Raw genomic sequence first — 15,760 nt, forward strand, 5'->3', positions numbered from 1 at the left:
TTATCTCGCCATGTTCTTGTTGTATCAAGTATTAAAATAATTATTAAAGGAATAAAAATGTCTATATACAAAAATGATATCGATGCAGTTTCAACATTAATAGCTGAACAAGGCTCTAAATGGGCTGCAATTAGCCCTGAATATACAGCGCGTATGCGTGCTCAGAATCGTTTTAAAACTGGCTTAGAAGTTGCGCAATACACAGCTGATATTATGCGCGCTGATATGGAAAACTACGATAATGATTCTTCATTGTACACGCAATCTTTAGGTTGCTGGCATGGTTTTATCGGTCAACAAAAAATGATCTCTATCAAGAAGCATTTTGAAAACAATACTGATCGTCGTTACCTTTATTTATCTGGTTGGATGGTTGCAGCACTGCGCTCTGAGTTTGGTCCACTGCCTGACCAATCAATGCATGAAAAAACATCTGTTGCAGCATTAATTGAAGAACTATACACCTTCCTTCGCCAAGCTGACGCACGCGAATTAGGTGGTTTATTCCGCGAACTAGACGCAGCAAGAGATGCAGGTGACTCAGCTAAAGTTGCTGAAACACAAGACAAGATTGACAATCACGTGACTCACGTTGTGCCAATCATTGCTGATATCGATGCTGGTTTTGGTAACGCAGAAGCAACTTACCTACTTGCTAAAAAAATGATTGAAGCCGGTGCATGTTGTATCCAAATCGAAAACCAAGTATCTGATGAAAAACAATGTGGTCACCAAGACGGTAAAGTAACCGTGCCACACGAAGATTTCCTTGCGAAAATCAATGCCGTTCGTTACGCATTCCTAGAGCTAGGTATCGATAATGGTGTGATTGTTGCGCGTACTGACTCACTCGGTGCAGGTCTAACAAAACAAATCGCTGTAACGAATGAACCAGGTGACCTTGGTGATCAATATAATTCGTTCCTTGATTGTGATGAGATCTCAGAAGCAGAGCTAGGCAATGGCGATGTTATTCTTAAGAAAGACGGTAAATTATTACGTCCTAAACGTCTACCAAGTAACTTATTCCAATTTAAACAAGGTACAGGTGAAGCACGTTGCGTACTTGACTGCATCACGTCTCTACAAGGCGGTGCTGACTTATTATGGATTGAAACTGAGAAACCACACGTTGGTCAAATCGGCGCAATGGTTGATGAGATCCGTAAAGTGGTACCAAATGCAAAACTTGTTTACAACAATTCGCCATCATTCAACTGGACACTAAACTTCCGCCAGCAAATATTTGATATCTTGCTTGAAGAAGGTAAAGACGTTTCAGCTTATGATCGCGCAGATCTAATGAACGAGAAATACGATAGCACGGAATTAGCAATTCAGGCTGATGAGAAGATCCGTACATTCCAAGCTGATTCAGCACGTGAAGCCGGTATCTTCCACCACCTAATCACGCTACCAACTTACCATACAGCGGCGCTATCAACTGATAACTTAGCAAAAGAATACTTCGGTGATGAGGGCATGCTGGGCTACGTTAAAGGTGTTCAACGTAAAGAGATCCGTCAATCGATTGCTTGTGTTAAGCACCAAAACATGGCTGGTTCTGATATGGGCGATGACCATAAAGAATACTTTGCCGGTGATGCAGCACTGAAAGCAGGCGGTAAAGATAACACGATGAACCAGTTCTAATTTAGAACTTCATTAGAAATCTTCTTATCAGTTAAATAAGAATATGAGTTAATATGAAAAAACCAGCTTCGGCTGGTTTTTGCGTTTTAGCGATAAGCTAACAATCTTTGAGTTGAGGTGACTAAAGACATCAACAATGAAAGTGACAATCACCAAATAAATGTAGCAGGAACCACCACGTCGGATCCATGTTGTAATGAGTCGTAACAAGGGCGCCTTCTATTTACTCGTTATTATTACTCTCTGTTTTACTATCAGCTTTATCTGTTTTACTGGGCATTAAATTAGCAAGTAATTCTGTCGGCATCGGAAATAAGATAGTGGAGTTTTTCTCACTGGCGATTTCGGTTAGCGTTTGAAGGTAACGCAGTAGGATCGCATTTGGTTCTTGGGCTAGTTTAGCTGCAGCTTGGACTAATTTGTCAGAGGCTTCCATTTCCCCCGAAGCATGAATAACTTTTGCCCGTCGTGTTCTTTCTGCTTCTGCTTGACGTGCGATTGCTCTGATCATGCTTTCGTTTAAATCAATGTGCTTTATTTCCACATTAGATACCTTGATCCCCCAACCATCGGTACGTGAATCTAAGATCGCTTGAATATCGACATTGAGCATTTCTCTGTTGGCTAGCATTTCATCGAGTTCATGTTGACCCAATACCGAACGTAATGTGGTTTGTGCCAATTGCGAAGTGGCTTGCAGAAAATTTTCGACATTGATAATTGCTTTTTGTGAATCAATTACCCGAAAGTAAATGACGGCATTAACCCGTACCGATACATTATCTCTACTGATAACATCCTGACTCGGCACATCCATGACCACGGTACGTAAATCGACCCGTACCATTTGTTGCACTATTGGGATGACAATGATCAAGCCTGGCCCTTTTACTTTTTCAAAACGGCCAAGGAAAAAGATAACCCCACGTTCGTATTCACGTAAGATCCGAAACATGCTGATGATTAACAGGAGCAATAAAAATATAATTGCGCCAGTAAATAACATACCGCTATTGAGGATTGCTTGCATCGTTAACCTCCGATTCAGAGATTGGCAATAGGATTAGCGTTAAACCATCAATGCCATCTATTTGTACTATTTGTCCAGCGCTTAATTGATGTGGGCAATAAGCCGACCAACGTTCACCGTTTACATTTATATGTCCCTGGCCAATAAACCCCATTTCTATGGTCACTTCCGAGCCAATTAATGCTTCTTTACCACTGACCACTTTGTTTTTCCGCATATCCCAAAGATAGCTAAATATGAAGATAAAAAACAGTAATGAAAGCACGGTGACGGCAGCTATAAGTTGTAGCGACACTTGAAATTGCGGTAGGTCGCTATCAAACAAAAATATCGACCCGAGTGTAAAAGCAATAATACCGCCGAGCCCCAAAATACCAAAACTGGGTGACATAGATTCTGCAACGAGTAAGGTAATCCCCAGTAATAAGAGACCTAATCCGACATAATCAATAGGTAGCAGCTGGAAGGCGTACAGTGCTATAAACAAGGAAATTGAACCGGTCACGCCTGCGATCCCAACGCCGGGACTATAAAATTCGAGTAAGATGCCATACACCCCAATTAGCATCAGAATATAAGCGATATTAGGGTCGGTGATCGTACCAATAAAGTTACTGCGCCAATTGGGTTGGCGTAGTTCCAGTGGACTGTTAGTTAATGTTAGCAGTCTTTGCTGTTGTTTGATGGTGACGTATTGGCCGTCAAGTTTTTGCAAGAGATGCTGTGGTGATTGCGCTAACAAATTAATCACGTTTTTATCCAGAGCTTCGACCGCCGTTAAGGTTGCCGCTTCTGTCACGGCTAATTCAGCCCATTCGACATTACGCTCACGCAGTTGTGCTAATGAACGAATATAGGCAACCGCATCATTGAGCACTTTCTTTTCCATGGCACTTTTTTCTGTCACTTGTGGTGAATCAGATAGCGTGGGGGAGGGCTGTTGTTCTTTGGTATCGGAGTTCGGTGAATCTGATTTGGAGTCAGGTTTTGTATTAGGCGTTGGCTCGGTTGCTGGTTGGTAAGGGTTTGCCGGTTTCTTATCTCCTGTAGGTAAAGGGTTACCTATGCTGACTGGAGTTGCAGCTCCTAATGTCGTAGTGGTTGCCATTGCTGCTATATGGCAGGCATAGAGAATATAAGTCCCAGCACTGGCGGCTCTAGCCCCTGGTGGATGCACTAAACAGGCGATGGGAACATTTGAGTTTAATATCGCCTGGTTAATATCCCGCAAGCTCGAGACTAAGCCCCCTGGGGTATCGATGGTAATGATGATTAACGGTGGTGTCGAATGACCATTATCACTCGTTTCAGCATTTTTATGGTTATTTGCACGGCTAATTTCGCTGGTAAGGTAATGGCTAACTGCGGGACCAATTGCGCCTTTGATTGTTAATACCGGCACAGGAATGCTATTTTCATTGGTGGTAGCACCTGAAGGTTCAGCTAAGTTAGCATTTAGCATACTACTGTAGAGCAGTAATATGCTTATGAGCCAGTAATACATAGATAATATCCCACAATCATATTAACTCTATTTTAGCTCATGAATACCATACCTGCGTCTTTACCTTAATTAATAGCAATACACATATTCTTGCTGTATGCATTTTATGTGAGTTTGAATTGGCTGAGTAATGTTTCTAATTGTTCTCCTGCGGAAGATAAGCCGGTAGATACTTGTGTTGTTTCATGGCTTGATGCCAGCAGTTGCGCGACCACATCACGGATATTAACCATGTTACGATTAATTTCATCGGTTACCGAACTTTGTTCTGTGGCGGCTGTAGCAATATGGTTTGTCATTTGATTAATGGCATCAACAGCATCGGTGACAGCGGATAAACTACCGCTGATTTGGGTTGATGATTGAATCGCGTGGACACTGGTCTCTTGACTGGTTTTCATGGCGCTCACGGCTTGGGCAACAAATTGGTGTAAACCATCGAGCATTACCTTGATTTCTAATGTACTTTCTTGAGTCCGACTTGCTAAGCTGCGGACTTCATCTGCGACAACGGCAAAACCTCGCCCTTGTTCCCCGGCTCTGGCTGCTTCAATCGCAGCATTGAGAGCGAGTAAATTGGTTTGATCGGCAATCGCACCGATAACTTGTAATACGTGATCAATTTTTTGCGATTGTTCATGTAGGGAACTCATGTACCCGCTAGCTTGCTCAACGTTATCAACCAAAGTTGTGATGGCCGTGCTAGACGTTCTGACATTTTCTTGTGCTAATAAAGAATCTTGCGTCGCCATTTGTGTTGCATCGGCGACTTGAATCACGTTTTCTGCCACATCATTTGCTGTTGCATTCATTTCGGTAACCGCCGTGACCACCTGATCTGTTTCATTATTATGGATCGTCAGTTGTTCCGTGGTCTTTTGAGTTTGTTGGCTGAGGTTATTGGCAGAGTCTGATACTTGATGGGTGACATCTGCCATGGCGCTGATGATATTTTGTAATTTAGCGGTGAAACGATTAAATGCACCACCAAGTAAGGCTATTTCGTCACTTCCTTTGATATCTAATCGACGGGTTAAATCACCTTCACCATCTGCAATATCATTGAGCGTATTGAGCATGTCATTAATTGGTTTTGCCAGACGTTTCGCAATCCACAGCATGAATAAACTGGTTAGTATGACGAGTATGATAGCGCTCGTAATTGCTAATTTTATTTGTGTATAAAATTGTTGCCATGCAGAATGGCTAAAAATAGTTAAATCATTGGCAATATCATCTACATATACACCAGTACCAATAAACCAATCTGTGCCTGTAATAGGTGCAGCATAACTTAACTTAGGCTGTAATGTATCAGTGCCTGGCTTAGGATATACATACTCAACAAACCCACCACCTGACCGACTGGTTTTGATTAATTCTTGAATAAGTAAAACGCCGTTTTTATCTTTCAGTGAATATCGGTTTTGTCCTTGATTTTTTTCGTTACTTGCATCAGCGATATTGATCCCTTTACTGTCGTAAATGAAAAAGTAGCTAAGGTTGTTGTCACCATAACGCGCGTGTTTAAGGATATCTCGTACGTTAGCTAATATTTGTTGTTGGGTTTTATTCTGCGCTGTGGCGTTAGTTATTTCTCGTAGCACTATTTTTTGCGTTATTTTTACTGCATCACTGATCTGTTTTTGACGTTCTGTTCGTAGCAGCAATTCATGATCATGGATCATGCTTGTTACTGCGCTAGTCTGTAAATTAGAAATTATTGCTAATGTAGCGAGCAAGGAAATAACCATAGGAACTATCGCAATAAGTAGTAATTTATTCTGCATTTTCAAATTATCCATGACCTAACCTTATAATCCATTAAAGATGACTGTCTATCTCATTAAGTCAGCTTTTTATCTATTTTTATATATTTACATGTTCAAATTGTTAACTAAGTGTTTGTTTTTTGTTTTTTAACTGTTTTATCTAGATTGTTGATGGCCTATATGTCACAGGGTGTTGTTTTTGTTGAAGCCTGTTCTGTAGGGTGTTAAGACTGATTTTTATGAATATTGCGAATTAATTCATGGCCTTCCAGTTGTACTTATTTCATTTTAAATATAATACATTGTTATTTTACTGTACTACATTTGGTTGCATGTTAACCAGTTGTGGGTATTATGGTTATTTGTTTGTTGGGTATATAACCTGATAATGTGTGTTTTACATTATCGTTAGTCTTAAGGAAGGGATGTTGATGGAAGCTTTAACAGAGTTTATTTCTGCGGTAAATAGTGTGGTATGGGGTGTACCTATGCTCGTCATGATCCTTGGGATAGGATTATTCCTATCTTTAGGGTTGAAATTAATGCCTATTTTAAAGTTAGGGACTGGTTTTAAGTTACTTTGGGCTGGACGTTCGACTACGTCAGGTGACAAAGGAAAAGGTGAAATCACGCCATTTAATGCGTTAATGACATCACTTTCTGCCACGATTGGCACAGGTAATATTGCGGGTGTGGCAACGGCTATCTTTTTAGGTGGACCGGGTGCGTTATTTTGGATGTGGTGTACTGCGTTAGTGGGTATGGCAACCAAGTATGCAGAAGCAGTATGTGCAGTTAAATATCGTGAAACTGATGATAATGGTAACCACGTTGGTGGACCAATGTATTACATCAAAAATGGTTTAAGCAGTAAATGGGCTTGGCTCGGTACTGCGTTTGCTATCTTTGGTTCAATTGCTGGTTTTGGTATTGGTAACACAGTGCAATCAAATTCAGTTGCTGATGCTTTATCAAGTAGTTTTGGTATCCCACCAATGGCCTCTGGTTTAGTGATGATGGTACTGGTTGGTTTAGTACTGATGGGCGGTGTTAAGCGTATCGCTGATGTGGCGGGTAAATTAGTACCGTTAATGGCTATTTTCTATATTGGTGCTGGTTGTGTAGTACTGATCATGAACGTGAGTGAAATTCCTGCTGCATTTGCCTTAATCATTGAAAGTGCATTTACACCAGTCGCTGCACAAGGTGGTTTTGCTGGTGCTGCTGTCTGGGCTGCAATTCGTTTTGGTGTCGCTCGTGGCGTGTTCTCTAACGAAGCGGGTTTAGGTAGTGCACCAATTGCGCATGCTGCTGCACAAACCAATGATCCGGTTAAGCAGGGTCTTATCGCTATGTTAGGTACCTTTATTGATACTCTTATCGTTTGTACTATTACGGGTCTTGCGATAGTAGTTACTGGCGCTTGGACATCGGGCGATACGGGCGCAGCATTAACATCTGCTGCGTTTGCAAGTGCATTACCTGGTGTGGGTAACTACATTGTAGCGATTGCGCTATCAGTATTTGCTTTCACGACTATCCTTGGCTGGAGTTTCTACAGCGAGAAATGTGTGCAATATCTATTTGGTGTGAAAGCAATTGTACCATTCCGAATCTTGTGGATCATTGCAGTGCCAATTGGTGCAACAAGTTCACTGAGCTTTGTTTGGCTACTTGCTGATACATTGAATGCAATGATGGCATTGCCTAACTTGATCGCACTCGCGCTACTTAGCCCTGTGGTATTTAAGCTAACGAAAGAGTATTTTGCCAAGCAAGGCGAAGCTGCTAAAGAATCGTAAGTAGTAACAGTCTCTTCAGAGAGCTATCACTAACATGTACGATTAAACCCTGGTTTGATTTCCTTTGGGATATTGGGCCGGGGTTTTGTTTTTATCCTGCCGCAACGAATATTATTCATTGCCTGTCACTCTATCTTTCGCTAATGTGTTTTTATAGATAGTCGTTTTATAAAAATAAGAATGAGCAGGGAAAGACATTAATATGAGTTCAAATAAATTAGCGACACAGCTTGTCTCGGCAGGACGCGATAAAAAATTTTCACACGGTGCAGTGAACCCCGTTGTTCAGCGCGCATCATCAATTGTATTTGATTCAGTTAAAGCTAAAAAAGCAGCAACAGCAAAACGTGCTGAGGGTGAATTGTTTTACGGCCGCCGTGGTACTCAAACTCACTTCTCATTACAACAAGCGATGACCGAACTTGAAGGTGGCGAAGGTTGTGCGCTTTACCCTTGTGGCGCAGCCGCTGTCACTAATTCTATTCTGTCATTTGTGAACGCAGGTGATCATATTTTAATGACCAGTGCTGCCTATGAACCCACGCAAGATTTTTGTAATGTCATGTTAGCTAAAATGAACGTAGCGACAACATATTATGATCCTATGTTAGGCGAAGGTATTGCAGAATTAATGCAGGCGAATACCAGTGTGGTATTTCTAGAGTCACCAAGTTCAATTACCATGGAAGTACAAGACATTCCTGCGATCGTAAAAGCGGTTCGTGCGGAAAATCCAGAGGTGATTATCATGATAGATAATACCTGGGCTGCGGGTGTGTTATTTAAAGCCTTTGAACACGATATTGATATTTCAATTCAAGCTGGTACAAAATACATCATTGGTCATTCTGATTACATGCTAGGTACAGCTGTTGCCAATGAACGTTGCTGGGCACAATTACGTGAACAGTCATACTTAATGGGTCAAATGGTTGATGCTGATACAGCGTACATGGCGAGCCGTGGTTTACGTACTATGGGTATTCGTTTAAAGCAGCATGAAGCGGCAAGTATCAAAGTAGCGAATTGGTTAAGTACCCGTCCAGAAGTCGAACGTGTTAATCATCCTGCATTACCAAGCTGTAAAGGGCACGAGTTCTACAAACGTGATTTTAAGGGTTGTAATGGCTTATTCTCATTCATTCTTAAAGAGCAACTGAGCAAAGAGCAGCTGGCGAATTATTTAGATAACTTTGTGCATTTCAGTATGGCGTATTCGTGGGGCGGTTATGAGTCATTAATCTTAGCGAACCAAGCGTCTGAACTTAACCGCATCCGTCCTGCTGGCGATGTAGATTTCACGGGTACATTGGTACGTTTACATATCGGTTTGGAAGATGTTGAAGATTTGATTGCTGATTTAGAGGCTGGTTTTACTCGACTTTAAATCGCGTTACGTTTCAATAATCAATGATATTTAAATCAAGGCGCTTAAAGACTCTTAAAGAGGCTTAAGGCTATTATTCTTGCAATGCTTAAGCCGTCGACAACAAGAATCCCCTTTCTTCCCCCGACTTGTCGGGCGCGAAGCGAGGGAGCTTCAACTTGAGAATACTATTATCGATAATACAGTTCGCTTCCATGCGATTTAAAATGTCAGTCCGTTCAATTCAGCATTAAGACTGAACCGTTACGCCCTTTTTTACAGTATTTCTTGATTTAAACTGCGTCATACTGACCCCTGCTAATACCAAAGTACCACCGATGAACTGCTCACTTGATAGTTGTTCATTGAGAATGAGGGTCGCCATAATTGCAGTAAATACCGGCAATAAATTCATGAACATAGCGCTTTTATCGGCACCAAGATAATGAATACTCTGCATCCATAACCAAGTGGCTAATATCGATGTTGGGATCGCGGCATATAATACCAGTGGTAACGATTCACTGCTCAGGCCCACTTGGCCGTTATATGCGAGTATAGGCAGTAAGATAATGACCGCAAATACCATTTGTACATACAGCGCAATCCAGTTGTTAAACGGTAAACGCCAGCGTTTGAGTAGAACCCCGTATAGAGCGTAGCTACAGGCTGCAATTAGCATGTAAGTATCGCCGATATTAATCCCTTCAGACAGTAAGCTACTAATTTGACCATGGCTTAACATATACACTAAACCCGTCATCGAAATAGCCGCGCCGAGCAATGCTTTTTTAGTCAATGAAATCCCGAGTAGTGGCACACTAAACATTAAGCTTAATAACGGTACCAAGGCAAAAATCAGCGTCATATGTGTTGCTGTCGTTGTCGCCGCAGCAAAGTAGGCGAGAGATTGGTTAATCGCCATGCCCAATAATGCCAATAATGCTAATTTAGTTAAATAGGGTTTAATCGCTTGGCGTTTTTTCCATACCGGTTTGATTAAAAAAGGTGTAAGTGTAATTAAGGCTATAAACCAACGATAGAAGGAGATGGTTTCGGGCGAGATAACGTTGGCCGACAAAACATTGACAATGGAATTACCTGACCAAATAATAACTGTGAATAGAGGGAGTAAAAAATACATGGCGATCTGCTTGCGTATAAAAAGGCGATTGTAGCAGAAAAAATAGCTGACCTACGCGCTATATTACAGATAGTAACGGTGTATTTTAAAATCATGAACATATCTATTAAGTAATAATAACTTTAGTACTTTTTTAATGTTTAGCACTACCTGCATATACGTTAAGATAAATTATCAAGTGATAATTTTACTATTCCAAAATCTAGTCAAAAATTTTCAGGTCTTGGGCACGCAGGTATATTAATCGTCAATGGAGTTTCTGGTTTAACCAAATACTATGAGTATGGACGATATGATTATCCGGAGAAAAAAGGTGTAGTCCGTAGGGTTCCTGTCCCAGATGTTAAGCTAGGTGCAGATGGCGTTGAACTTAAATCTCTTATTCCTGTATTAAGTAAAGTGAGTAAAGTTGCAGGTAAAGGCTCCAGAATTAAAGGTGTCTTTATAGAAGCTGTATCTGTGTTTGAAAAATTAAACCAAAGAGTGATAGTTCAAAAAGCGATGAACAATAGTCCAGGGCGTAAAGAGTATGATTTAACTTCAAATAGTTGTATTCATTTCGCTAAAAGGCTTGTCGAAGCAGCGGGTAAAGATACGCCTTGGATGATCGACCCTCGACCAAATTCCTATATTGGTGAGTTTCGTGATGATTATCGAGATCTTGATTTTTATCCAGAGAGTAATAAATTAGTGATTGAAAATGTTGGGGAGTTCTTTCGATGAAATGGTTAATTATTACTTTTTTTTCTATATTTCTTCTAGCCTGTGAGCCGGTTACCAGTTATGAGCCTGAAGTTCGCCCCGGTAATGTATCTGACTCTGCAATATGGGTTGGTGGACCTGACGGTGGAGTTTACACTGCGGTTAAGTTATTAAATGGTGGGTATTTTGGAACTGTGTTCTATGAGAGTGGTGATATCTGGTATGAGGGTAGCTTTGTTTATACCGGGACGGCGTTTTTTGATGTCAGTGATAAGGCTCTATATTCTGCGTGGGACGGAGACATATTGTATTTGGTCAATGGTGATAAGCTTATTGCTGAAAATACAGATTAAATCCCCTTGCATTAATATTCTAGGTGATATCATCTGTATACAGAAATCACCTAGAATATTTAATTAAAAATGTTAGCTTATTGCGCTAACGCTTTTTGTTTTATTTTTTGTTTAACTACTGTTTCATTAAATATCAGTGATAGCAAAATAATCCCGCCGCCTAACGCCAATTTGACTAAGTCCGCATCACGGTTCCAAATCACCAGGTTAACCAACAAGCCTAGCGGTACGAGCACGTTATTCATGGCGGCTAATGTCCCTGCATTCACCAAACATGCGCCTTTATTCCACATGAAGTAACCTAAGCCCGACGCGATAATACCGAGGTAAGTTAATACACCCCATTGCGTTGTCGTTGTTGGCATTTTTTCTGTGCTACCCAGTAACATAAATGCGATGCAGGCAACAAGAAAGGCACCAATATAGAATAGGCCGAACACTTCGCTATGTTTAACATCTTTTAATTCATTTTCAGATAGCTTTTTATAAGCCACTTGACCAATCGCCATGGCAATATTCGCGCCTTGTACAACAAGGAAGCCAACCACGAAACCTTCGTTAATACCGGCGTATTTAATTACCACCGCCCCCAATACTGCAATGATCGCAGTACCTAAATACCAAGGGTTGAAACGAGAATGTAATAGGTCATCAATTAAGGTCACGTAAATCGGGGTAAATACGGTAAACAGTAATACCTCAGGCACTGATAAGAGTAGGAATGATTGATAATAAAATCCGTACATAATACCCAGTTGGCAAGCACCAATAGCCATGACTTTTACAATCGTACTACGTGATAAATTACCTAGCTTTAAGAATGGGATGAATACCAACATGGCTAAACCAATACGGAATAATACCGAGAACCAAGCATCAACCTGACCCGCTAGATAAACCCCGATAAGGCTAAACGAAAAAGCCCATACTAAATTTGTAATGATTAAAAAATGCATTCCTTTACCTTAATTAATAGATGTAAGTAGAATTATTGCCGAACATAGTAACTAGAGTTTATATTTTGCTGTATTGACATGACAGACTTGTGTTTAAAACTTGCCTGTTTGCTTTACGTCAGAGTAATAAATGAGCACTCATACCCAAGCTACTTCAAGATGCACAATCAGTAAACCGAAAGGAGAGGATATTTAAGGCATGACGTTGAGGATTTAGTTATTCTAAATCAAGACTTCATAACGCCGAAGATTCATTCTTTCGGCTTGCCCTACGGGAGGCGAGCAGGAATAACAGCACAGCGTTGCAATGTCTCTGATATAGCATCTTGAACTAACTTGGGTATATAACTCGAGAGTACTGGTATATTTGTCGTTGTTATGATTAATATTAGCTGTTTATCTTCGAATATCGAGATCGTTAAAATGATGAAATTGAGTACTTTATTACCTTTTACCCTACTGGTGGCCTTTAACACGGTTGCTAATGTGGCTACAAATCCTATTTATCAGTTAGAAGTCGAGCCTGCGATTGGTAAAATGGTGACGCCATCGACCGCCGAGCTCTGCAGTGTGGCTAAAGGCACGGCTGATTATCTTGCCCTAGGTGAAGATTACGACCCTGGTATTATTACCGCAGGCATGACTGCGCAATTTGGTGGCGATTTAGAAAGAGTAAAGCGCACCCTTAATTTTATTTGCCAAGTGCAGCAAGAGGATGAACTATCTGGATCCCCGAGCCGTCTGATGGATGCTGAATTTATAGCTCAGCACTTTGATGTGATCCGTTGGATGCCAGATAAAAAACAAGCGCAGGGCTTTGCCAAAAATAAACCGCTGTTGAAAAATATCCCTGATGATCAAATTTTACTGACCAAATATTATATTAAACTCGCGAAAGGCAGTGCCAAAAAAACAGCTGAAACCCCTTATGCGTTATATGCGCTACCAAATGATGAAAAAGGGTTAACACTAGAGCAGGGCAATGCTGACCAGAATTTAACTCGCCATAAACTGACTAAACAAGATGTGTTAACGGGTATTTTAGATAAAGATAATTTAGCAGAGCCTATGGTGTGGTTGTCGCGTTATGACCTAGAAGATTCATTAATGCAGGGTACAGTAAAAGTCGATATTGCCGCCGACCATGATAATGGCGTTACCAATCAGTTTTTTAATGTCCATCGTAATAATGGCATCGGTTATCAACGTAACTTGAAAAAAGAACAGCAAAGACGTTATTGGTATTTTAAGAAAACCGATTCGGTGATGGGTTATGGTAAAGATGCCAGTTATAAGATCCCGGTGTACCCTTTGGTGACTGTTGCTGGTGATCTAGCACACCTAGGATTAGGTAAACTGATCATGCTCACTCACAATGGAGAAAGTCGATTAACGGTATTAGCGGATACGGGCGGAGCTTTTGAAAACAACCAATATCAGCTGGATTATCTCGGTGGCTACTTCAAAAACTGGGATGACTATATTAATACTTATCGTACCTTCCCTGATTATTTTGAAGCGCGTATATTACTGCTGAAAGATAAATAAACTTGGTCGCCTCAACCCAAGATTATTAGCTTATCGCTAAAACGCAAAAACCAGCCGAAGCTGGTTTTTTCATATTAACTCATATTCTTATTTAACTGATAAGAAGATTTCTAATGAAGTTCTAAATTAGAACTGGTTCATCGTGTTATCTTTACCGCCTGCTTTCAGTGCTGCATCACCGGCAAAGTATTCTTTATGGTCATCGCCCATATCAGAACCAGCCATGTTTTGGTGCTTAACACAAGCAATCGATTGACGGATCTCTTTACGTTGAACACCTTTAACGTAGCCCAGCATGCCCTCATCACCGAAGTATTCTTTTGCTAAGTTATCAGTTGATAGCGCCGCTGTATGGTAAGTTGGTAGCGTGATTAGGTGGTGGAAGATACCGGCTTCACGTGCTGAATCAGCTTGGAATGTACGGATCTTCTCATCAGCCTGAATTGCTAATTCCGTGCTATCGTATTTCTCGTTCATTAGATCTGCGCGATCATAAGCTGAAACGTCTTTACCTTCTTCAAGCAAGATATCAAATATTTGCTGGCGGAAGTTTAGTGTCCAGTTGAATGATGGCGAATTGTTGTAAACAAGTTTTGCATTTGGTACCACTTTACGGATCTCATCAACCATTGCGCCGATTTGACCAACGTGTGGTTTCTCAGTTTCAATCCATAATAAGTCAGCACCGCCTTGTAGAGACGTGATGCAGTCAAGTACGCAACGTGCTTCACCTGTACCTTGTTTAAATTGGAATAAGTTACTTGGTAGACGTTTAGGACGTAATAATTTACCGTCTTTCTTAAGAATAACATCGCCATTGCCTAGCTCTGCTTCTGAGATCTCATCACAATCAAGGAACGAATTATATTGATCACCAAGGTCACCTGGTTCATTCGTTACAGCGATTTGTTTTGTTAGACCTGCACCGAGTGAGTCAGTACGCGCAACAATCACACCATTATCGATACCTAGCTCTAGGAATGCGTAACGAACGGCATTGATTTTCGCAAGGAAATCTTCGTGTGGCACGGTTACTTTACCGTCTTGGTGACCACATTGTTTTTCATCAGATACTTGGTTTTCGATTTGGATACAACATGCACCGGCTTCAATCATTTTTTTAGCAAGTAGGTAAGTTGCTTCTGCGTTACCAAAACCAGCATCGATATCAGCAATGATTGGCACAACGTGAGTCACGTGATTGTCAATCTTGTCTTGTGTTTCAGCAACTTTAGCTGAGTCACCTGCATCTCTTGCTGCGTCTAGTTCGCGGAATAAACCACCTAATTCGCGTGCGTCAGCTTGGCGAAGGAAGGTGTATAGTTCTTCAATTAATGCTGCAACAGATGTTTTTTCATGCATTGATTGGTCAGGCAGTGGACCAAACTCAGAGCGCAGTGCTGCAACCATCCAACCAGATAGGTAAAGGTAACGACGGTCAGTATTGTTTTCAAAATGCTTCTTGATAGAGATCATTTTTTGTTGACCGATAAAACCATGCCAGCAACCTAAAGATTGCGTGTACAATGAAGAATCATTATCGTAGTTTTCCATATCAGCGCGCATAATATCAGCTGTGTATTGTGCAATTTCAAGGCCCGTTTTGAAACGGTTTTGAGCACGCATACGCGCTGTATATTCAGGGTTAATAGCAGCCCATTTAGAACCTTGTTCAGCTTTTAACGTAGAAACTGAATCGATATCATTGTTGTATGTTGACATAGCAAATCCTTTACAGTGATCAAGTGATTATTAAATTGAAACGCAGCGATTAAAGCCTTTTATTCGTTTGCGTTTTGATGAGTTAATATTAAACGCTCAATTAATATTTAGTTAGTTTATATTTTCTATAGTCAGCATTCACACTGTGAATATATATGACTGTTAATTTATCTTATTTATGGTGTATTCTGGTTATAGTTGTTCAATA

At 40.8% G+C, this 15,760-nt stretch carries 12 protein-coding genes; 6 read left to right on the plus strand and 6 right to left on the minus strand.

Annotated elements, in window-relative coordinates:
• The first annotated feature begins 57 nt into the window (after nucleotides 1-57).
• Nucleotides 58-1,653, plus strand: coding sequence for an isocitrate lyase (locus tag HWV02_RS03865; RefSeq protein ID WP_211678531.1), 1,596 nt, complete (start codon nucleotides 58-60; stop codon nucleotides 1,651-1,653).
• A gap of 223 nt (nucleotides 1,654-1,876) precedes the next feature.
• On the opposite strand, the gene HWV02_RS03870 is transcribed toward HWV02_RS03865, so the two are convergent.
• The 3 genes from HWV02_RS03870 to HWV02_RS03880 all read right to left on the minus strand — a co-directional run bounded on the left by HWV02_RS03870 (nucleotide 1,877) and on the right by HWV02_RS03880 (nucleotide 5,992).
• Complete coding sequence (locus HWV02_RS03870; RefSeq protein ID WP_211689748.1) at nucleotides 1,877-2,683, minus strand: slipin family protein; 807 nt, start codon at nucleotides 2,681-2,683, stop codon at nucleotides 1,877-1,879.
• Nucleotides 2,664-4,187 carry a nodulation protein NfeD gene (locus HWV02_RS03875; RefSeq protein ID WP_211689749.1) on the minus strand — a complete coding sequence of 508 codons (1,524 nt, stop codon included), beginning with the start codon at nucleotides 4,185-4,187 and terminating at the stop codon, nucleotides 2,664-2,666. Before HWV02_RS03875 ends, HWV02_RS03870 begins: the two co-directional genes overlap by 20 nt.
• A gap of 104 nt (nucleotides 4,188-4,291) precedes the next feature.
• Nucleotides 4,292-5,992, minus strand: coding sequence for a methyl-accepting chemotaxis protein (locus HWV02_RS03880; RefSeq protein WP_211678535.1), 1,701 nt, complete (start codon nucleotides 5,990-5,992; stop codon nucleotides 4,292-4,294).
• Nucleotides 5,993-6,390: 398 nt separating this feature from the next.
• Between HWV02_RS03880 and HWV02_RS03885 the strand changes: the two genes are divergently transcribed.
• Together HWV02_RS03885 and metC are read left to right on the plus strand one after the other, a co-directional pair.
• On the plus strand, nucleotides 6,391-7,761 hold the full coding sequence (locus HWV02_RS03885; protein ID WP_211678536.1) for a sodium:alanine symporter family protein: 1,371 nt from the start codon (nucleotides 6,391-6,393) through the stop codon (nucleotides 7,759-7,761).
• A gap of 202 nt (nucleotides 7,762-7,963) precedes the next feature.
• Nucleotides 7,964-9,148, plus strand: a complete 1,185-nt coding sequence (metC, locus tag HWV02_RS03890; RefSeq protein ID WP_211689750.1) for a cystathionine beta-lyase — start codon at nucleotides 7,964-7,966, stop codon at nucleotides 9,146-9,148.
• Between the two features lie 229 nt (nucleotides 9,149-9,377).
• Here metC and HWV02_RS03895 read toward each other — a convergent pair whose 3' ends face one another.
• Nucleotides 9,378-10,271, minus strand: a complete 894-nt coding sequence (locus HWV02_RS03895) for a DMT family transporter (RefSeq protein ID WP_211689751.1) — start codon at nucleotides 10,269-10,271, stop codon at nucleotides 9,378-9,380.
• Nucleotides 10,272-10,670: 399 nt separating this feature from the next.
• Here HWV02_RS03895 and HWV02_RS03900 point away from each other — a divergent pair, with 399 nt between their 5' ends.
• Entirely contained in the window at nucleotides 10,671-10,994 is a 324-nt protein-coding gene (locus HWV02_RS03900) for a hypothetical protein (protein ID WP_211689752.1), read from the plus strand.
• Complete coding sequence (locus HWV02_RS03905; RefSeq protein ID WP_211678540.1) at nucleotides 10,991-11,326, plus strand: hypothetical protein; 336 nt, start codon at nucleotides 10,991-10,993, stop codon at nucleotides 11,324-11,326. Before HWV02_RS03900 ends, HWV02_RS03905 begins: the two co-directional genes overlap by 4 nt.
• 77 nt (nucleotides 11,327-11,403) lie before the next feature.
• Here HWV02_RS03905 and HWV02_RS03910 read toward each other — a convergent pair whose 3' ends face one another.
• The gene (locus HWV02_RS03910; protein ID WP_211678541.1) at nucleotides 11,404-12,282 is read right to left on the minus strand and encodes a DMT family transporter; all 879 of its coding nucleotides are present in this window, start codon (nucleotides 12,280-12,282) and stop codon (nucleotides 11,404-11,406) included.
• Nucleotides 12,283-12,705: 423 nt separating this feature from the next.
• Between HWV02_RS03910 and HWV02_RS03915 the strand changes: the two genes are divergently transcribed.
• Nucleotides 12,706-13,830, plus strand: a complete 1,125-nt coding sequence (locus HWV02_RS03915) for a hypothetical protein (protein WP_255550590.1) — start codon at nucleotides 12,706-12,708, stop codon at nucleotides 13,828-13,830.
• A 126-nt stretch (nucleotides 13,831-13,956) separates the two neighbouring features.
• Here HWV02_RS03915 and HWV02_RS03920 read toward each other — a convergent pair whose 3' ends face one another.
• Complete coding sequence (locus HWV02_RS03920) at nucleotides 13,957-15,552, minus strand: isocitrate lyase (protein WP_211678543.1); 1,596 nt, start codon at nucleotides 15,550-15,552, stop codon at nucleotides 13,957-13,959.
• Between the last annotated feature and the right edge of the window lie 208 nt (nucleotides 15,553-15,760).

Origin of the sequence: Moritella sp. 28 (genome assembly GCF_018219435.1) — a bacterium.
In the GTDB taxonomy this organism is placed as follows: Bacteria; Pseudomonadota; Gammaproteobacteria; order Enterobacterales; family Moritellaceae; genus Moritella.